Raw genomic sequence first — 18,147 nt, forward strand, 5'->3', positions numbered from 1 at the left:
GCTGGCCCTATCAGTGGATCCATTGGTGGGTTGGTTGGCGATCGGGTCAGAACCGATAGGCCGCTGGAACCTGCGCTTCGATAAATCGTTGCATGTGCTCCAGAAAGCTGGCTTGCAGCCTGGAAACCGGTCCCTGGATCGGCAGGAGCATGCTGAAGTCCATTTCTATCGCCGGTTCGAAGGCTCGGAAGACGATGCCCTGGCCGCGGTACTCGACGGCACTGATGGCATCCACCAGCGCCACGCCCAGGCCCTGTTCGACGAACGCGCACATGGGCAGCGAGAGTTGGGTTTCCAGGCGCAGTTCGCGGTCTACCCCATGGGCGGCGAAGATCGCATCGATGTGCTGGCGTGAGCCAATCGACTGCGGGTAGGAAATGAACGGTTCGCCCTGCAAGTCTTCCGGGCGGATCGTCGCCTGGTCCTGCAAGCGATGGCCGGTGGGCAGGGCGCAGAGCATGCGCGTGGCCAGCAATTTTTCGGCGCGAGGGCTGGGGTACGTGTTGGGCAGCACGATCAGGCCCAGGTCGCAGCGTTGGCCCACCACCAGGTCGACGACTTCCCGGGACGAATGCACCACCAGCGATATCTGCACTTGATCGTGCTCGGCCATGAACGCGGCAATCGCCCGGGGCACGAATGACAAGCCCATGGCCGGTGCGCAGGCAATGTGCAGTGAACCGCGCTTGAGCGTGCGGATGTCCTGGGCGGTACGCGCAATGCGCTCCACGCCCAACAACGAACGCTGCACTTCCTGATACAGGGTCATGGCCTCGGCTGTGGGTTGCAGTCGCCCCTTGACCCGGTCGAACAGGCTGAAGCCGATGTCCTCTTCCAGGCTGGCGATCAGCCGGGTCGCCGCCGGCTGCGAGATGTGCAGCATTTCGGCGGCTCGGGTCACGGTCTGGCCCAGGATCACGGCGCGAAAGGCTTCCAACTGACGGAGATTCATCGTGCAGATCCAACCCATAACAAAAAGACATGAGCTTGCCAAAATAAAGCATTTTTCATGGCGTTGTCATCGCCCTAGGATCGAGCCAAACCACTTAACCCAGCCATGGGCCGGCGCCTGATTGAATGAACGACGCCGAAAGCAGCGATAAGAAAACCATGCAAAAAACTGATGTCATTGTCGTAGGGGGTGGCCTGGTGGGGATGTCCATCGCTTATGGGCTGGCCTTGCTCGGGCGCCAGGTGAGTGTGCTCGACGAAGGCGACGACGCCATTCGCGCTGCCCGGGGCAACTTTGGTTTGCTTTGGGTCCAGGGCAAGGGCTACCGGATGAGCCCGTATGCGCAGTGGACGAGGGAATCGGTAGCGCTCTGGCCTCGATTCGCCGGGGCGTTGCAAGCCGATACCGGCATCGACATCCATCTGCGCCAACAGGGTGGCTTCCAGTTGTGCCTGAGCGACGCGGAAATGGCCGAGGAAAGCCATCGGCTGGGTTGGCTGCGTGAGGCCTTTGCGGGCGACTACCCCTTTGAACTGCTGGACGCCGCGCAACTGCGCGCCCGCTTGCCCGGCATTGGGCCGGATGTAGTGGGTGGCTGTTTTTCGCCCATGGACGGCCACGTCAACCCGCTCAAGTTGTTGCGCTCGCTTTACGCCGCCTGCCAGGCTCGTGGGGTCAAGCTCATCAACGGCCATCACGTCGAGGCTATCGACGCAGGGACCACGGGCTTCGAACTGCGGGCAAGAGAGCAGCGCTGGTCTGCCCGCCAGGTCGTGCTGGCCGCAGGTCTGGGCAATCGGGCGCTGGGAGCCAGGGTCGGGTTGGACGTGCCGGTGCAGCCGAACCGTGGACAGATCCTGGTCACCGAGCGGCTCGAGCCATTTCTGCAGTACCCCACTACCTACGTGCGCCAGACCGACGAGGGCACGCTGCAACTGGGTGATTCCCACGAGTCAGCGGGCTTGGATGACGGCACCGGCAGCCAGGTCATGGCCGCCATTGCCCGGCGCGCGGTTCAGTGTTTTCCGCGGTTGGGCCAGGTACGACTGGTGCGGGCCTGGGGGGCGTTGCGGGTGATGAGTGCCGATGGCTTTCCGATCTACGAAACGCCCCGGGGTTGTCCGGGACTGTCGATTGTCAGCTGCCACAGCGGTGTGACGCTGGCTGCCGCCCACGCCTTGCGCCTGGCGCCGTGGATCGCCGGCGAATTCGATGATCCGGCGGTGAAGCCATTCGGGCTGCACCGTTTCAACCTGCAAGCAGAGGTGCGCCATGTCGGCTGACAGTCTGTTTCGGCCGCTGGCCTCGGGAGATCACACCGTGCACATCGAATTCGAAGGCCGGTCGCTGACGGTGCCCGCCGAGGTATCCCTGGCAGCGGCGCTACTGGCCTGTGGCATTCGCCACACCCGCGAAAGCGCGATCAACGGTCGCCCCGGCGCCCCTTATTGCATGATGGGCGTGTGCTTCGAATGCCTGGTGGAAGTGGACGGACACGCCAATGCCCAGGCTTGCCTGGTGCCGGTGCGTTCCGGCATGCGCGTGCGTCGCCAACGCGGAGCCGCATGCCTGGCACCGTGGCAGGAGAGCGGCGATGAGTAATGCCGTCATCGACCTGATCATCATCGGCGCGGGTCCGGCGGGAATGAGCGCTGCACTCGAAGCCAGGGCCCATGGCCTGTCGGTCGTCGTGCTGGATGAGCAGGCCAGCCCGGGCGGGCAGATTTATCGCCAGGTGCTCCAGGCTGACGCGTGCCGACGCGCCGTGTTGGGTGACGACTACGTGGCCGGGGCAACATTGGCCGCCGACTTTCTGCAATGCGGCGCCCGCTATCTACCCAACGCAGCCATCTGGCAGGTGACGCCGCAGCGTCAGGTGCACTACCTGTTCGAGGGGCGTGCCGAAGTCTTGCAAGGGCGCCACTTGTTGATTGCCACGGGGGCCTTCGAACGGCCGATGCCGATTCCCGGCTGGACCCTGCCGGGCGTCATGACCGCCGGGGCTGGGCAGATCCTGCTCAAGAGCGCTGCCATGGTGCCGGCCACCCCAGTGGTGTTGGCCGGGTGTGGTCCATTGCTCTACTTGCTGGCGGTGCAGTACCTGCGCGCCGGGATCGCCATTGAGGCCCTGGTGGACACCAGCCACCGAAGCGATCTGCTGCAGGCCTGGCGGCAAGTGCCCAGCGCGCTGCGCGGCTGGCGTGACCTGCTCAAGGGACTGGGGCTGCTGATGGAACTCAAGCGGGCCGGCGTCCGGCATTTTCGCGGTGCTTGCAACCTGCAGGTTGACGGCACGGATCGCGCCTGCGCCTTGAGTTTCGACAGTCAAGGCCGCTCGCAACGTGTTCGCGCCGATTTGATTCTGCTGCATCAAGGCGTGGTGCCGAACACGCAGGTCAGTTGGTCATTGCGCCTGGAGCACGACTGGAGCGAACAGCAACTGTGCTGGATTACGCGCCGCAATCAATGGGGCGAAAGCAGCGCGCCGGGCATTTTTATCGCCGGTGACGGTGGCGCCATCGGCGGGGCCCAGGTCGCGCAGTTGGAAGGGCGCCTGGCCGCGTTGGCCATCGCCGGCCGTGCGGCGCACGCGCGTCCCCTGCAGCGGCTGTTACGCCGCGCCCGCGCCGCACGGCCGCTGCTCGACGCCCTGTATCGCCCCCGGCTTCAGAATCGCATCCCCGCCGATGACGTCACGGTGTGCCGCTGCGAAGAGGTCAGCGCTGGCGACATTCGCCGCTACGTCGACCTGGGTTGCCTGGGCCCCAACCAGACCAAGGCCTTCGGTCGTTGTGGCATGGGCCCGTGCCAGGGACGCCAATGCGGTCTGAGCGTCACTGAAATCATCGCCGAACGCCGCCATGTGTCACCCGCCGAGGTGGGCTATTACCGCATCCGTTCACCGCTCAAACCCATCACGCTCGCCCAATTGGCCGGCGAGCGTCTTTCCGTCGAGGAACCTTCATGAGTATTCAACGCATCGAAAGCAACCCACGCCTGAGTCGCAGCGTCGTGCACAACGGCGTGGCCTGGCTCAGCGGCGTCGTGGCCGCCGATTGCAGTCAGGACATCCTGGGCCAGACCCGTCAGGTGCTGCAACGGATCGATGAGCTGCTGGCCGCGTCGGGCAGCGACAAGCACAGGCTGCTCAGTGTGCAGATCTGGATGAAAGACATGGGCCGCGATTTCGCCGCGATGAACGCGCTGTGGAGCGAGTGGGTCGATGCCACGCAGACGCCGGCGCGGGCCACGGCCCAGGTGGCATTCGACGACCCGCAGATTTTGCTGGAGCTGATTGTCACCGCGGCAGTCTGAGGCCGCTCGCCGGATCACCGTTGTGCTGTCACCGGGCAGGCGACCACCAGAGTCACCGCCCGGGCTTGTTCACATTGCTGCTGCCATAACGGACGACTTCTGTGGAGCGTCCGAAATCAATAACATCGCACCTGGAGCAAATGAATGAACGTTAAACGCATCGCCTTGAAGCTGGGTCTCGTCTCGCTGCTGGCTTTGGGTACGAGCCTGCAGGCCGCCGAGTCATCGTTGCGCATCGGTATCGAGGCGGCTTATCCGCCCTTTGCCTCGAAAACCCCGGACAACGCCATCGTCGGCTTCGACTACGACATCGGCCAGGCACTTTGCGCCGAGATGAAGGTCCGTTGTGTCTGGAAGGAACAGGAGTTCGACGGCTTGATTCCAGCGCTCAAGGTAAAGAAGGTCGACGCGGTGATTTCCTCCATGTCCATCACCCCCGAGCGATTGAAGTCGGTGGACTTCACCGATCGCTACTACCGAATCCCGGCGCGCCTGGTGTTTCGCAAAGGCAGTGGTATCAGCGATATTCCGGCACAGCTCAAAGGCAAGCGGATCGGGGTGCAGCGGGCGACCAACTTCGATCGCTATGTCACCGATCACTTTGCCCCGGCGGGCGCCGAAGTAGTGCGCTATGGTTCGCAGAATGAAATATTCCTCGACCTGCTGGGCGGGCGCCTGGACGCGACCATGGCCAGTTCGGTGGTGATCGACGAGAGCCTGCTCAAGCGTCCCGAGGGCAAGGATTTCGAATTCGTCGGGCCCAATTTCACCGACGAACAATATTTCGGCACGGGTATCGGCATTGCGGTACGCAAGAACGATGCGTTGGTCAGCCGCTTCAATCAGGCGCTGGCAACCATTCGCGCCAACGGCACTTACGACCGGATTCGCCAGAAGTACTTTGATTTCGACATCTACGGCGAATGATCCTCGGCCCGTGGGTTTTGTCTCGCGGGCTTGCTGTTGCACAACACGGAGTGATTCATGAAGACCAAAGCAGTACTCACTGAGCAGGATGTTGCGCAATTGCTGGTGGCGGCCAAGGAACTGGCTCACCAGCGCCAATGGGCGGTGTCGGTCTGCGTGGTGGACGACGGTGGTCATCCCCTGGGGCTGCTGCGCCTGGACGATGCCTCGCCGTTGTCGGCCTATATCGCCACCGAAAAAGCCCGCACGGCCGCCATGGGGCGGCGTGATAGCAAGGTTTTCGAAGACATGATCAACGGTGGTCGCTACGCGTTTCTCAGCGCTCCGCACCTGCAGGGCATGCTTGAAGGTGGGGTGACCATTCGTCATGACGGCCAATGCATTGGTGCCATCGGGGTGTCTGGGGTCAAGGCTGAGCAGGATGCTGAACTGGCTCGTTTGGCGGTGGAGACGGTGTTGCCGGTGATCACTCCGGACGCCTGAGACGGCTATAAACCCGTGTGCGAGCCTGCTCGCGAAAGCGGGCTGCGGGGCGGCCTCTGCATGAGGCCCGTACGGGTTTGAGATACAGCAAACACGGGGGGTTCATTTATTTGGTGGCGCAGGGTGACGAGCGATAAAGGGAATGAATCACAACGGCAAGAGTCAACCCATCAGCATCCCTGAAGGATCCTTGCCATGACTGCTGCCCAAACCCTGGTTGATTATCTGCGCGAGCATGACCTGCGCCTGACCACGGCGGAATCCTGCACCGCCGGGCGGATTGTCACGCTGCTGGCCGAGGTGCCGGGCAGCGGTTCACTGATCGAAAGCGGTTATGTGGTGTATTCCCCTGAAGCCAAGCAGCGCCTGCTCGGTGTCAGCCCACGCACCATCGATACTTTCAATCTCACCAGTCGCGAAGTCGCTGAGGAGATGGCCCTTGGCGCCTTGCACGACGCCAATGCCAATGTCGCAGTGGCGACCACCGGCCTGCTCGGGCCAGACGACAGGGACGGTATACCCGCCGGAACCGTGTGTTTTGCCTGGGCGTTCGATCTGAACGGCCAGCGGGCGCTGTTCAGTCGCTGCGAGCGTTTTTTTGGCAGTCGCGGCCAGGTGCAAATCTGGGCGGCGCAATACGCGTTGCAGCAATTGCCGGCCTTTCACCGACGTGCTGTGGCCGGTGAGCGTCGATAGAGATAGATCATGACCGATCAATACGAGCAGGAGGACGACCACCGCAGCCGCCAGTTCCCGGTGCGTGAAGACATGGCCTTCCAGCACAAGGTCTGGCGTTTTGAACGGGTGGGCTGGTATGTGTTGGTGCTGCTGGTAATCCTGACCCTGCTGGGGCTGTTTTCCCGTGGGCCTTTGAGTAGCCGGGAGCTGCAAAGCAACGACGGCAGCCTTGGCGTCAAATATGAGGCCTTCCACCGCAATGGCTCCACCAACACCATGGTCATCCGGCTCAAGGGTCAACCCAACGCGGTGCTGGAAGTCGAGTTGGGCGGCGACTGGCTGGAAGGTTTCGAGGTGCAAGCGTTACAACCGGCGCCGATACGTTCGGCAGGCGCGGGGCGGGGCATGACCCTCTGGGTCCAGGCCGATGAACGGGGGCAGGCCAGCCTGCATCTGTCATTGCTCGGCGAAGGGCTCGGAAGCTATCACAGCCGCATCGCAACCTCCGGCGGTGCCGCGGTCAGTTTCAATCAGTTCATTTTCCCTTAGGTGATCTATGGATTCGGTACTGCGGGCCACTGCGATTTACCTGGCATTGCTGGTGTTGTTCAAGATCGCCGGACGGCGCTCGCTGGCCGAGATCACCACCTTCGACTTCGTGTTGTTGATGATCATCGGCGAGGCGACGCAGCAGGCGTTGCTGGGGGATGATTTTTCGCTCACCAACGCGTTGATGGTGATCGTGACGCTGATCGCCATCGATGTGGGTTTGTCGTTGCTCAAGCAACGTTCCCAATGGGTGTCACAACTGATCGACGGAGGCCCGACCATCATCGTCGAGGACGGGCGAATCCTCCAGGGCCGGCTGCGTCATGCCCGGTTGATAGAGGCAGACATCATGGAAGCGGCGCGCTCGAGCCAGGGTATCGAGACCCTGGAGCAGATCAAGTTTGCGATCATCGAGCGCAATGGGAAGATTTCGGTGATTGCCAAGGAGCGGTCCTGAGTGCTGTTCGGCGGGCACTTTTTTCGGCCAGGGAGCTTGCTCCCGTTGGGTGTGTAGGAGCTGGCGAAGCCTGCGATCTTTTGATCTTTTGATCTTTTGATCTTTCGCTTGAGACTCAAGTGTCTTTGTAAAGATCGCAGCCTCGTTGCACTCGACAGCTCCTACGCAGCTCCTACGCAGCTTCTACAGTATCGGCTTACCTCCGGTGATCCCATAGCGAGTCCCGGAGATGTAGCTGGCTTCGTCCGAGGCCAGCAGCACATAGATCGGCGCCACTTCGACTGGTTGGCCGGGGCGGCCAAGCGGGGTCTGGGAGCCGAAATTCCGTACCTCTTCCTCGGGCATGGTGGCCACGATCAGCGGCGTCCAGATCGGTCCTGGTGCCACGCTGTTCACCCGGATGCCCTTGGGGCCGAGCATCTGCGCCAGGCCGCCGGTGAAGTTGGCGATGGCGCCCTTGGTGGTGGCATACGCCAGCAGCGTCGGCTTTGGCATGTCGGAGTTGACCGAGCTGGTGTTGATGATCGAGCCTCCCGGCTTCATGTGCGGCACGGCGGCCTGGCAGATCCTGAACATCGCCGTGATGTTGATATCGAACGTTCGCACCCATTCCTCGTCAGGTATTTGCTCAAGACTTTCATGGGTCATCTGGAACGCGGCATTGTTGACCAGAACGTCGATATGCCCGAAGCGGGCGACGGTTTCATCGACGATTTTGCGGCACTGGTCCTTGTTTGCCAGGTCCCCGGGCAGCAACAGGCATTGCCGTCCGGCCTGTTCGACCCAGCGGGCGGTTTCCTTGGCGTCTTCATGCTCGTCCAGATAGGCAATCGCCACGTCCGCGCCTTCACGGGCAAAGGCAATGGCAACGGCGCGACCGATACCGCTGTCGGCGCCGGTGATCAGGGCGATTTTGTTCGCCAGTCGTCCGGAGCCGGTGTAGCTCTGTTCGCCGCAGTCCGGGTAGGGATCCATTTTCCGTTGGCTGCCGGGCACCGGCTGGCTTTGCTTCGGGAAGGGTGGGAAAGGGTATTCGACCATTGTCGTTCTCCAGGCTTGATGTGGTTGCGATGGAGGGTGGACTGTGGGGTTTCGGGCAGAGTTCGGTCGGATTTTCTTGCCAGTCGATGAGCGTGATGACGGGCGTTTCGTCGGTGAATAGAGCGCTGCGACGAGCATTGGATGAAGCTGTGTTTTTCAATGAAAATACGGGTTTCGATAAGGAGCAGGACAATGTTCAGCCACATACAGATCGGTGCGCGCGACCTGCCGAAAATGGTCGCTTTTTATGACGCAGTTCTCGGCTGCCTGGGGCTGGAACGTATCGAGGGTGAACACGACTCGGGGCCGCCGGGGGAGGGTTGGCAGCGCCCCGGCAAGCATTGGCCACAGGTTTTCGTCCAGTTGCCTTTCAACGGCCTGCCCGCCACCTGGGGCAATGGCATGCAAGTAAGCTTCGCCGCTGACTCCCCGCAAACCGTGCGTGCTGCCTGGGAGCAGGCGATTGCCATGGGCGGCTTCGACGAAGGCCCACCCGGCCCGAGGCCGCAGTATTGCGAAGGTTATTTCGGGGCGTATTGCCGCGATCCGGAGGGTAACAAGCTGTGCTTTGTCCATGCGCCGGATATGCATGAATAAAGCCCGAACCCACTCGATTCTGCAGGAGCCGTGTAGGAGCCGTGTAGGAGCTGACGAGTGCAACGAGGCTGCGATCTTTACACTGTCCATTGAGTCCAGAGCGAAAGATCAAGATCAAGATCAAAAGATCGCAGGCTTCGCCAGCTCCTACAGGCGCCGCGGGAGCAGGGGTGAATTAGACCCTGGCCTTGAGGCTGCGCTCCATTCGCGCAATCCCTTCCTCCAGCAGCGCCCGCGGGCAGCCGAAGTTCAAGCGCACGAACTGACCGGCATCGTCGCCAAAATCCAGGCCGGCACTCAGCCCCACCTTGGCTTCTTTCAGAAAGAAGCCCTGTGGGTCATCCAGCCCCAACCCGGAGCAATCCAGCCAGGCCAGGTAAGTGCCCTGGGGCACGGTCATGGTGATGCCTGGCAGGCGGGTGTTCACCGCTTCGGCCAGGTAATCGCGGTTGGCTTGCAGGTACGCCTTCAAGGCCTCTAGCCACGGACCGGCTTCGCTATAGGCCGCACGGGTCGCTTCAAGGCCCAGGGCATTGACGCTGTCGACCATGCCGGCCCGGGCGCTGTTGACCCGTTCGCGCACCTTGGCGTTCTGGATAATGGCGAACGAGGTTTTCAAACCGGCGATGTTGAAGGCCTTGCTGGCGGACATCAGGGTGATGGTGCGCTCGGCAATTTCCGGGCTGAGGGAGGCGGTCGGAATGTGCACTCGGCCGTCGAAGCACAGCTCGGCATGGATTTCGTCGGAGATGATCCAGGCGTCCTGCTCCAGGCAAATGTCTGCCACGGCCTTGAGTTCCTGACGGTCAAACACCTTGCCCAACGGGTTGTGAGGATTGCTCAGCAACAGCGCGCCACCGCCCTGCAATGCTTCGCGCAATGCAGCCAACGGTGTATGGAATTCGCCGTTGACCGAGTTGAATGGCAATTCCACTTTGTTCAACTGCCAGTGACCCGGGGCGTTGCGCAGCGGCGGGTAGTTGGGCACCTGCACCACGACATTCTGCTGGGGTTCTACCAAGGCATGCAGCGCCATGTTGAAGCCCGGTTCGACACCCGGCAGGAACACAATCTGCTGGGGCTCGACGCGCCAGGCGTACTTGCTCCACAGGTCGGCCACGACGGCCGCACGCAGGTTGTCCTGGGCCACGCTGTAGCCCAGCATCGGATGCTCAAGGCGCTTGTGCAGCGCGTTCAAGATCACGGGGGGGGCGGGGAAGTCCATATCGGCGACCCACATCGGCAACACATCGGCCGGGTAGCGGCTCCATTTGGTACTGCCGGTGCCGTGGCGTTCCAATACCGTATCGAAATCGAAAGTCATGGGGGTTCCCATCAGTCAGCGAGTTGAGATGGCGAACATCATAAAGCAAAGGACGGGGATAAAAAGGTGGCGCGTAGAAGATGAGATAAAGTCCGAGCCGCACACCCGTGTTGATATGGCTACGAAATACCTCTTGGGCTGTCTGATTTTCAGCTTTGATCGGTTGATAAATTGGGTGCGCAATGGCGTGTCAACGACACGTTTTAAATAACGTCATTTAATTCAGCTGCACAAGATAGCGAGAGTCGTCAGCTTGAAAATATTGATTCGCTCGGTGTTTTCATACCAATCCGGCCAATAGCGTGCCCTGCGACGTTACGCCCTAAAACCTAATGGGTACAGCTATTTAATTTAGTTAATTGATATCAAGCGACGGCTATCACGCAAGCACGAAGTTTGCCCATGCAGCAATAGAATACGTTTGCTATACCCGTGTTTAAGGCGCACTGTTTAGAGCATATATTCAATAAGTAGGCACTCGAGCATAATTGTTCTCACTGTTCATTCAGTCGAGGTCAAAAGCTCAATAAATCGATGATCATTATTAAATCCACGACGCCCAGTAAGCTGTGCCCCTTCAAATATGGGCTGCTACTCATGCTGGTGATGGTGTTCTGTGGAGGCAGTGGGGTACATGCGAAGGAATACGGCGGGCTTGAACAGCAGCGTATAGAAACAGTTTTTCCTGAAAGCGATAACCTTTCCAAGTCCACCGGTGAGTTCAAGGTCCGTACCATCAGTCACGGAAAAACCCTGCTCGGTTATGTGTTCCAGAGTCAGGACGTGGTGGACATCCCGGCGTATTCGGGCAAACCGATCAACATGCAGGTCATCCTCGACACCCACGGCGTCATCCAGGATGCATACGTGCTGGAACACCATGAGCCAATTTTGCTGGTTGGCATTCCCATCGAAAAACTTCATGCCTTCGATGCCAAGTACAAGGGCGTCAAGGCCGACCGCAGGGTGGTCGTGGGTCACTCCAGTGATCCCGAGGCGGTGACGGTCGATGGGATTGCCGGGGCGACGGTTACCGTGATGGTGGTCAACGAGATCATCATGCGCGCGGCACGCAAAGTGGCCGTATCGCTCAAGTTGATCGAGGATAACAGTGGTGTTACGCAGAAGCCTGCCACTGTGCGCGAAGACTTTTTCGAGCCCGCCACCTGGGAGCAGATGACCGGCAATGGCGCCATTCGCCGTCTCAACCTGACCCGTGGCCAAGTCGACGCGGCCTTCAAGGGAAGCGAGGCTGAGGGGTTCGACAATGCCACTGCCGAGCAGGTTGATGAGACCTTTATCGAACTGTATACAGCCGATTTGAATCCGCCGGCCATTGGTCGCAACCTGCTGGGCGACAATCAATATCGTTTCCTGATGCAAGACCTCAAGCCAGGTGAGCAAGCCATCGCTGTATTAGGTCGCGGCCTGTATTCCTACAAAGGTTCAGGTTATGTGCGCGGGGGGATTTTTGATCGGGTGCAATTGCGTCAGTTTGGCAACGTCATCAGCTTTCGCGATATGGACCACCAGCGTCTTTCCGATGTATTTGCCAAGGGCATGCCTGAGTTCAATGAAATGTCTATTTTCATTGTGCGCGAACCCGCTCGGTTCGATCCGGGAGCGCCTTGGTCCCTGGAATTGTTGGTACGACGCCAGACCGGCGCGGTCAGCGGCACATTCAGCAGTTTCGATTTGTCCTACCAACTGCCTGAGCAGTACCTCTTGCGCCCGCCGCCCACCGCTCAAGAGTTGGCTGCCATCAAGGTTGCCAACAGGCCGACGTGGGTCAATATCTGGTACCAGAAAGCTTTTCAGATCGGCATTCTGTGTACAGCCCTGACTGTGCTGATGGTGATTCTGTTCCTGCAGGACACTTTCACCCGATACCCACGCTTTCTCCATTGGCTGCGTCGGGGTTACCTGGTGTTCACCGTTGTGTTCATCGGCTGGTATGCCCTCGGGCAGATTTCGGTGGTCAATGTCCTGACCTTCGCCCATGCCTTGTTCGAGAACTTCCGTTGGGAACTGTTTCTCACCGACCCGATCGTGTTCATTCTCTGGACCTTTACCGCCGCCAGCATCCTGTTGTGGGGGCGAGGGGTGTTCTGCGGTTGGTTGTGTCCCTTCGGTGCGTTGCAGGAGTTGATCAACGAAGCCGCGCGCAAGCTCAAGATTCCACAATATGAGCTGCCCTTTGCGCTGCACGAGCGCTTGTGGGCGGTGAAGTACATCATCCTGTTGGCGCTATTCGGCATCTCTCTCGAGTCGATGACCACCGCCGAGCAATTTGCCGAAGTGGAACCCTTCAAGACCGCCATTACGCTGAAATTCGATCGCCAGTGGTGGTTCGTGGTCTACGCCGTAGCGTTGCTGGTCATCAACATTTTTACCCGCAAGGTCTATTGCCGCTACGTCTGCCCATTGGGCGCCGCACTGGCCATCCCCAGCAAGCTGCGCCTGTTCGATTGGCTCAAGCGCCGTAAGGAATGTGGCGCGCCCTGTCAGCTGTGCGCCAAGGAATGCGAAATCCAGGCAATCCACCCGGATGGCCATATCAACGGCAACGAGTGTCACTACTGCCTCGATTGCCAGATGACTTACCACAACGAAAACAAATGTCCGCCGCTGGTGCTCAAGAACAAGCGCAAGACGCGGGATAAACCGGCGCCCGTGCCAGAGCACGCCGAGTTGATTCCGGTGGTGCAAGTGTTCAAGCCCTGACCCGTCCTTGCCAAGCAAGGGCACAAGAACCTATTGCCTGACCTTATTGATATCTGCCTCCAATGGAGCAAGCCCCGTGAGCGATAAAAAGCCGAAAAAAGATCAAGAATCGGTCAATGACGCAGGTCTTAACCGACGCGGTTTCCTCGGTGCCTCAGCCCTGACCGGCGTTGCGCTGGCAGGCAGCACTGCCCTTGGCAGCGTGCTCTTCACCCGCGAATCCTGGGCGGCAGCGGCCAAGGATGCGCAGTCGAAAATTCACGTGGCACCGGGCGAGCTGGACCAGTACTACGGCTTCTGGAGTGGGGGGCATCAGGGCGAAGTGCGGATCATGGGCGTTCCGTCGATGCGTGAGTTGTTACGCATACCGGTGTTCAACGTCGACTCCGCCACCGGTTGGGGGCTGACCAACGAAAGCAAGCGGATACTGGGTGATAGTGCAAGGTTTCAGAATGGCGACTGCCACCATCCGCACTTGTCCATGACTGATGGCAAGTACGACGGCAAGTACCTGTTCATCAATGACAAGGCCAACTCCCGGGTCGCGCGCATTCGCCTGGACATCATGAAGTGCGACAAGATGCTCACGGTGCCCAACGTGCAAGCCATCCATGGCCTGCGCCTGCAAAAGGTGCCGCATACCCAGTACGTGTTCGCCAACGCCGAGTTCATCATTCCACACCCCAATGACGGCAGCACTTTCGACCTGCAGGATAAGAACAGCTACACCATGTTCAACGCCATCGACGCCGAGAAGATGGAAATGGCCTTCCAGGTGATCGTCGACGGCAACCTGGACAATACCGACGCCGACTACACCGGCAAATACGCTGCCAGCACCTGCTACAACTCCGAGAAGGCCTATGACCTGGGCGGCATGATGCGCAACGAGCGCGACTGGGTGGTGGTGTTCAACATCCCGCGCATCGAAGCGGCGATCAAGGCCGGTAAATTCATCACCTTGGGCGATGCCAAGTCGCCAGTTGTCGACGGTCGCAAAAGCGACGGCAAGGACAGCGAATTCACCCGCTATATCCCGGTTCCGAAGAATCCTCACGGCATCAACATGTCGCCCGATGGGAAGTATTTCATTGCCGCCGGCAAACTCTCGCCCACCTGCACCATCATCGCCACCGCCAAGCTTGACGATCTGTTCAACGACAAACTCAAAGACCCTCGGGATGTGGTAGTCGGTGAGCCTGAACTGGGCCTGGGGCCGTTGCACACCACCTACGATGGCCGGGGTAATGCTTACACCACGTTGTTCATCGACAGCCAAGTGGTGAAGTGGAATGTGGAAGAGGCGATCCGCGCCTACAAGGGTGAGAAGGTCAACTACATCAAGCAGAAACTCGATGTGCAGTACCAACCCGGGCACAACCATGCATCGCTGACCGAAACCAGCGAGGCCGACGGCCAGTGGCTGGTGGTGCTCAGCAAGTTTTCCAAGGATCGCTTCCTGTCGACCGGTCCGCTGCACCCGGAAAACGACCAGTTGATCGATATTTCCGGCGACGAGATGAAGCTGGTGCACGACGGCCCGGCGTTCGCCGAACCGCACGACTGCGTCATGGCCCGTCGAGACCAGATCAGGACCAAGAAAATCTGGGACCGTAACGATCCGTTTTTTGCCGAAACCGTGGCGATCGCCGCCAAGGACGGGATCAAGCTTGAGAGCGACAACAAAGTCATCCATGACGGCAAGAAAGTGCGGGTGTACATGACCTCGATGGCGCCGGTCTACGGGGTCACTGAATTCACCGTCAAGCAAGGGGATGAGGTGACGGTGACCATCACCAACATCGATAAGGTGGAGGACGTTAGCCACGGGTTCGTCATGACCAATCACGGTGTGAGCATGGAGATCAGCCCCCAGCAGACCTCGTCCATCACTTTCATCGCCGACAAGCCTGGCTTGCACTGGTACTACTGCAGCTGGTTCTGCCATGCGCTGCACATGGAAATGGTCGGCCGGATGTTGGTCGAGCCGGTTTGAACAGTGCCTCAGGGCCGCGAAGAAGGTAAACGCCATGCCCAGGGCTTCGCTCAGTGATCCACGCCACAGCATGGCACTTTTGCTGTTGGTGCTGGTGTCGACACTCGCCCAGGCGTCGCCGCGCCCCATCACCGAACTACCCCTGCAAACCAGCGGTGATCAGCGCTGGATTCTGCCGGCGGGCGACTACTCGGGGCAGTTCAGCGTCGATCAATCGATGCAGATCGAATGCGCGGAAGGTGCGGTGATCAACGCCCAGGGGCAGGGCAACGCGCTGTTCATCAGCGCACCGGATGTGCGGATCGAGGGGTGCACATTGCTCGACTGGGGACGTGACATGACGGCAATGAACTCAGCGGTGTTCATCGGTCCCAAGGCCCGGGGTGCGGTGATACGTCATAACCGCATGAAGGGCCCCGGTTTCGGCATCTGGGTGGATAGCACTCATGATGTCAGCCTGATTGACAATGACATCGAAGGCGACCCGGGCATTCGCTCCCAGGATCGCGGCAATGGGATTCATCTGTATGCCGTGCAGGGTGCGCGGGTCATTGGTAATCACGTGCGACTGACCCGCGACGGTATTTACATCGACACCTCGAACGGCAACTTGCTGCAAGACAATACCCTGGAAGACCTGCGCTATGGCGTGCACTACATGTATGCCAACGACAACCAGTTGCTGGGCAACACTACCCGCCGCACGCGCACCGGTTATGCCTTGATGCAGAGCCGCAAGCTGACGGTGATTGGCAATCGCTCCGAGCAGGACGAAGGCTATGGCATCCTCATGAACTACATCACCTATTCCGAACTGCGCGACAACGTCATCAGCGACGTGCGCAGCGGCTCCGCCGACGGCGGTATGGTCAGCGGTGCCGAGGGCAAGGCGCTGTTCATCTACAACTCGCTGTTCAATGTCATCGAACACAACCATTTCGAGCGCAGCGCCGTGGGTATTCACCTCACTGCTGGCTCCGAAGACAACCGTATCGCCGACAACGCCTTCGTCGACAACCAGCAGCAGGTCAAATACGTTGCCAGCCGCACGCAGGAGTGGTCGGCCGACAGTCACGGCAATTACTGGAGTGATTACCTGGGTTGGGATCGCAATGACGATGGGATTGGCGACGTGATCTACGAGCCCAACGACAATGTTGACCGCCTGCTCTGGCTGTACCCGCAGGTCCGTCTGTTGATGAATAGCCCGAGCATCCAATTACTGCGCTGGGTGCAGCAAAGTTTCCCGGTGACGAAGTCGCCAGGGGTCAAGGACAGCTATCCGTTGATGAATCTTCCGACCATGCCCCAGACACAGCAGCCGAGCTTATGAACGCAGTGGACATTGAAGGGGTCAGCCAGCGCTACGGCAGCATGACCGTGTTGCGGGACTTGACCCTGAGCCTGGGTGAGGGGGAGGTGCTGGGTTTGTTCGGCCACAATGGAGCGGGCAAGACTACGGTGATGAAGCTGATCCTGGGACTGCTCAAGGCCAGTGCCGGTCAGGTGCATGTACTCGGTTGCCGACCCGCACAAGCCGAGGTGCGTCGCCAACTGGGGTACCTGCCGGAAAACGTGACGTTCTACCCGCAACTCAGTGGTCGCGAGACCCTGCGCTATTTCGCCCGCCTCAAGGGCGCCGCGTTGAGACAAGTGGACGAGCTACTGGAGCAGGTCGGTCTCGCCGACGCCGCAGACCGTCGGGTGAAAACCTACTCCAAAGGCATGCGCCAGCGTCTGGGGTTGGCCCAGGCGGTTCTCGGTGAACCTCGCCTGTTGCTGTTGGACGAACCCACGGTGGGTCTTGACCCTATCGCCACCCAAGAACTTTACCTGTTGATCGACCGTCTGCGTCAGCGGGGCGCCAGCATCATCCTCTGTTCCCATGTGTTGGCGGGGGTCGAAGCGCATATCAATCGTGCGGCCATCCTGGCCAATGGCTGCTTGCGGGCGATCGGCAGTCTGGCCAGCCTGCGTGAGGAGGCTGACTTGCCGGCGCGTATTCGCGTCAGTGGGTTAGCCCAACGCGAGCAGTGGCTGCAGCGGTGGAAGGCCGCTGGACACATCGCTAGCGCGATGGAGGACAACGGAGTCGAGGTGATGGCGGTCAACGGTCACAAAGTCGATCTGCTGCGCCAGTTGTTTCACGAGGACCCACCGCAGGATATCGACATCCAACAACCGTCCCTTGAGGACCTTTACGGCTATTACATGAGTCATGCAAGCGTCGCCACAGAAGGCACTCATTCATGACGCAGATTTGGAGTATCGCCGCCAAGGAGTTCAGCGACGGCCTGCGTAACCGCTGGCTGCTGGCAATCAGTCTGTTGTTCGCCGTTCTGGCAGTGGGGATCGCCTGGCTTGGGGCGGCGGCATCCGGGCAAGTGGGTTTCACCTCGATTCCGGCAACCATTGCCAGCCTCGCCAGCCTGGCGACATTCCTGATGCCACTGATTGCGCTACTGCTGGCCTACGATGCCATTGTCGGGGAGGAGGAGGGCGGCACGCTGATGTTACTGCTGACCTACCCGCTGGGTCGTGGCCAAATCCTGTTGGGCAAGTTTGTCGGTCATGGCCTGATTCTGGCCTTGGCCACGTTGATTGGATTTGGTTGCGCCGCCGTGGCCATCGCCTTGCTGGTCGACGACGTTGAATTGGGGCTGCTGCTCTGGGCGTTCGGTCGCTTCATGGTGTCTTCCACGCTGCTGGGTTGGGTCTTCCTGGCGCTGGCTTATGTCTTGAGCAGCAAGGCCAGCGAGAAATCCAGCGCCGCCGGGATGGCGTTGGGCGTGTGGTTTCTCTTCGTATTGGTATTCGACCTGGCGCTGTTGGCGTTGCTGGTGCTCAGCAAGGGCCGGTTCAACCCGGACCTCTTACCGTGGCTACTGCTGCTCAACCCCACCGATATCTATCGCCTGATCAATCTCTCTGGTTTCGAGGGCAGCGGTAATGCCATCGGCCTCATGGCATTGAGCAGTGATTTACCGGTGTCGGCTTCGCTGCTCTGGCTCTGCCTGCTGCTCTGGGTCGGCGCTTTGCTGTTGTTGGCTTATTGGATGTTTCGCCGTCGGCTGACTTGATTCATTACGCTCGAGGCTATTGCG

General features: G+C 60.0%; 18 protein-coding genes. 15 read left to right on the forward strand and 3 right to left on the reverse strand.

The window, feature by feature from the left end:
- Window positions 1-46: 46 nt before the first annotated feature.
- The gene (locus GFU70_RS13480; protein WP_116642276.1) at window positions 47-952 is read right to left on the reverse strand and encodes a LysR substrate-binding domain-containing protein; all 906 of its coding nucleotides are present in this window, start codon (window positions 950-952) and stop codon (window positions 47-49) included.
- A 158-nt stretch (window positions 953-1,110) separates the two neighbouring features.
- On the opposite strand from GFU70_RS13480, the gene GFU70_RS13485 reads away from it, so the two are divergent.
- The 9 genes from GFU70_RS13485 (at window position 1,111) to GFU70_RS13525 (ending at window position 7,361) form a co-directional block, all read left to right on the forward strand.
- A complete protein-coding gene (locus GFU70_RS13485; RefSeq protein ID WP_081264417.1) occupies window positions 1,111-2,235 on the forward strand; it encodes an NAD(P)/FAD-dependent oxidoreductase in 1,125 nt (374 codons plus the stop codon).
- A complete protein-coding gene (locus GFU70_RS13490; protein ID WP_116642274.1) occupies window positions 2,225-2,554 on the forward strand; it encodes a (2Fe-2S)-binding protein in 330 nt (109 codons plus the stop codon). The genes GFU70_RS13485 and GFU70_RS13490 overlap by 11 nt, the downstream gene beginning before the upstream one ends.
- A complete protein-coding gene (locus tag GFU70_RS13495; RefSeq protein WP_153388204.1) occupies window positions 2,547-3,920 on the forward strand; it encodes an NAD(P)/FAD-dependent oxidoreductase in 1,374 nt (457 codons plus the stop codon). The genes GFU70_RS13490 and GFU70_RS13495 overlap by 8 nt, the downstream gene beginning before the upstream one ends.
- Window positions 3,917-4,267, forward strand: coding sequence for a RidA family protein (locus GFU70_RS13500; RefSeq protein ID WP_058544149.1), 351 nt, complete (start codon window positions 3,917-3,919; stop codon window positions 4,265-4,267). Before GFU70_RS13495 ends, GFU70_RS13500 begins: the two co-directional genes overlap by 4 nt.
- A 144-nt stretch (window positions 4,268-4,411) precedes the next feature.
- Window positions 4,412-5,194, forward strand: a complete 783-nt coding sequence (locus tag GFU70_RS13505; RefSeq protein WP_153388205.1) for an ABC transporter substrate-binding protein — start codon at window positions 4,412-4,414, stop codon at window positions 5,192-5,194.
- Between the two features lie 57 nt (window positions 5,195-5,251).
- Window positions 5,252-5,677, forward strand: coding sequence for a GlcG/HbpS family heme-binding protein (locus GFU70_RS13510; RefSeq protein WP_014338265.1), 426 nt, complete (start codon window positions 5,252-5,254; stop codon window positions 5,675-5,677).
- Between the two features lie 195 nt (window positions 5,678-5,872).
- Complete coding sequence (locus GFU70_RS13515; RefSeq protein WP_058544147.1) at window positions 5,873-6,373, forward strand: CinA family protein; 501 nt, start codon at window positions 5,873-5,875, stop codon at window positions 6,371-6,373.
- 9 nt (window positions 6,374-6,382) lie between these two features.
- The gene (locus tag GFU70_RS13520; protein WP_058544146.1) at window positions 6,383-6,904 is read left to right on the forward strand and encodes a hypothetical protein; all 522 of its coding nucleotides are present in this window, start codon (window positions 6,383-6,385) and stop codon (window positions 6,902-6,904) included.
- 7 nt (window positions 6,905-6,911) lie between these two features.
- Entirely contained in the window at window positions 6,912-7,361 is a 450-nt protein-coding gene (locus tag GFU70_RS13525; RefSeq protein WP_058544145.1) for a DUF421 domain-containing protein, read from the forward strand.
- 183 nt (window positions 7,362-7,544) lie between these two features.
- Here GFU70_RS13525 and GFU70_RS13530 read toward each other — a convergent pair whose 3' ends face one another.
- Window positions 7,545-8,402 carry an SDR family oxidoreductase gene (locus GFU70_RS13530; protein WP_058544144.1) on the reverse strand — a complete coding sequence of 286 codons (858 nt, stop codon included), beginning with the start codon at window positions 8,400-8,402 and terminating at the stop codon, window positions 7,545-7,547.
- Between the two features lie 192 nt (window positions 8,403-8,594).
- Here GFU70_RS13530 and GFU70_RS13535 point away from each other — a divergent pair, with 192 nt between their 5' ends.
- Window positions 8,595-8,999: a VOC family protein gene (locus GFU70_RS13535; RefSeq protein WP_058544143.1), complete on the forward strand. Its 405-nt coding sequence runs from the start codon at window positions 8,595-8,597 to the stop codon at window positions 8,997-8,999.
- Window positions 9,000-9,174: 175 nt separating this feature from the next.
- Here the strand turns inward: GFU70_RS13535 and GFU70_RS13540 are convergent, their stop codons facing one another.
- Window positions 9,175-10,323, reverse strand: coding sequence for a MalY/PatB family protein (locus GFU70_RS13540; RefSeq protein WP_153388206.1), 1,149 nt, complete (start codon window positions 10,321-10,323; stop codon window positions 9,175-9,177).
- Window positions 10,324-10,920: 597 nt separating this feature from the next.
- On the opposite strand from GFU70_RS13540, the gene nosR reads away from it, so the two are divergent.
- The 5 genes from nosR to GFU70_RS13565 all read left to right on the forward strand — a co-directional run bounded on the left by nosR (window position 10,921) and on the right by GFU70_RS13565 (window position 18,123).
- A complete protein-coding gene (nosR, locus tag GFU70_RS13545) occupies window positions 10,921-13,047 on the forward strand; it encodes a transcriptional regulator NosR (protein WP_413468860.1) in 2,127 nt (708 codons plus the stop codon).
- 76 nt (window positions 13,048-13,123) lie between these two features.
- On the forward strand, window positions 13,124-15,043 hold the full coding sequence (nosZ, locus tag GFU70_RS13550) for a TAT-dependent nitrous-oxide reductase (protein ID WP_153388208.1): 1,920 nt from the start codon (window positions 13,124-13,126) through the stop codon (window positions 15,041-15,043).
- Between the two features lie 70 nt (window positions 15,044-15,113).
- Window positions 15,114-16,376, forward strand: a complete 1,263-nt coding sequence (locus GFU70_RS13555; RefSeq protein WP_413468861.1) for a nitrous oxide reductase family maturation protein NosD — start codon at window positions 15,114-15,116, stop codon at window positions 16,374-16,376.
- Window positions 16,373-17,296 (forward strand): ABC transporter ATP-binding protein, encoded by a 924-nt coding sequence (locus GFU70_RS13560; RefSeq protein ID WP_153388210.1) that lies wholly within the window; start codon window positions 16,373-16,375, stop codon window positions 17,294-17,296. The genes GFU70_RS13555 and GFU70_RS13560 overlap by 4 nt, the downstream gene beginning before the upstream one ends.
- Window positions 17,293-18,123, forward strand: coding sequence for an ABC transporter permease (locus tag GFU70_RS13565; protein WP_153388211.1), 831 nt, complete (start codon window positions 17,293-17,295; stop codon window positions 18,121-18,123). The genes GFU70_RS13560 and GFU70_RS13565 overlap by 4 nt, the downstream gene beginning before the upstream one ends.
- The last annotated feature ends 24 nt before the right edge of the window (window positions 18,124-18,147 follow it).

The organism is Pseudomonas brassicacearum, assembly GCF_009601685.2.
GTDB classification, from domain to species: Bacteria; Pseudomonadota; Gammaproteobacteria; order Pseudomonadales; family Pseudomonadaceae; genus Aquipseudomonas; species Aquipseudomonas kilonensis_B.

Coding starts and splice junctions, on each gene's coding strand:
- GFU70_RS13525 (WP_058544145.1), top strand. CDS start 6,912: ATGGATTCGGTACTGCGGGCCACTGCGATTTACCTGGCATTGCTGGTG.
- GFU70_RS13530 (WP_058544144.1), bottom strand. CDS start 8,402: ATGGTCGAATACCCTTTCCCACCCTTCCCGAAGCAAAGCCAGCCGGTG.
- GFU70_RS13510 (WP_014338265.1), top strand. CDS start 5,252: ATGAAGACCAAAGCAGTACTCACTGAGCAGGATGTTGCGCAATTGCTG.
- nosR (WP_413468860.1), top strand. CDS start 10,921: ATGCTGGTGATGGTGTTCTGTGGAGGCAGTGGGGTACATGCGAAGGAA.
- GFU70_RS13490 (WP_116642274.1), top strand. CDS start 2,225: ATGTCGGCTGACAGTCTGTTTCGGCCGCTGGCCTCGGGAGATCACACC.
- GFU70_RS13500 (WP_058544149.1), top strand. CDS start 3,917: ATGAGTATTCAACGCATCGAAAGCAACCCACGCCTGAGTCGCAGCGTC.
- GFU70_RS13515 (WP_058544147.1), top strand. CDS start 5,873: ATGACTGCTGCCCAAACCCTGGTTGATTATCTGCGCGAGCATGACCTG.
- GFU70_RS13565 (WP_153388211.1), top strand. CDS start 17,293: ATGACGCAGATTTGGAGTATCGCCGCCAAGGAGTTCAGCGACGGCCTG.
- GFU70_RS13495 (WP_153388204.1), top strand. CDS start 2,547: ATGAGTAATGCCGTCATCGACCTGATCATCATCGGCGCGGGTCCGGCG.
- GFU70_RS13555 (WP_413468861.1), top strand. CDS start 15,114: ATGGCACTTTTGCTGTTGGTGCTGGTGTCGACACTCGCCCAGGCGTCG.
- GFU70_RS13535 (WP_058544143.1), top strand. CDS start 8,595: ATGTTCAGCCACATACAGATCGGTGCGCGCGACCTGCCGAAAATGGTC.
- GFU70_RS13480 (WP_116642276.1), bottom strand. CDS start 952: ATGAATCTCCGTCAGTTGGAAGCCTTTCGCGCCGTGATCCTGGGCCAG.
- GFU70_RS13485 (WP_081264417.1), top strand. CDS start 1,111: ATGCAAAAAACTGATGTCATTGTCGTAGGGGGTGGCCTGGTGGGGATG.
- GFU70_RS13505 (WP_153388205.1), top strand. CDS start 4,412: ATGAACGTTAAACGCATCGCCTTGAAGCTGGGTCTCGTCTCGCTGCTG.
- GFU70_RS13560 (WP_153388210.1), top strand. CDS start 16,373: ATGAACGCAGTGGACATTGAAGGGGTCAGCCAGCGCTACGGCAGCATG.
- GFU70_RS13540 (WP_153388206.1), bottom strand. CDS start 10,323: ATGACTTTCGATTTCGATACGGTATTGGAACGCCACGGCACCGGCAGT.
- GFU70_RS13520 (WP_058544146.1), top strand. CDS start 6,383: ATGACCGATCAATACGAGCAGGAGGACGACCACCGCAGCCGCCAGTTC.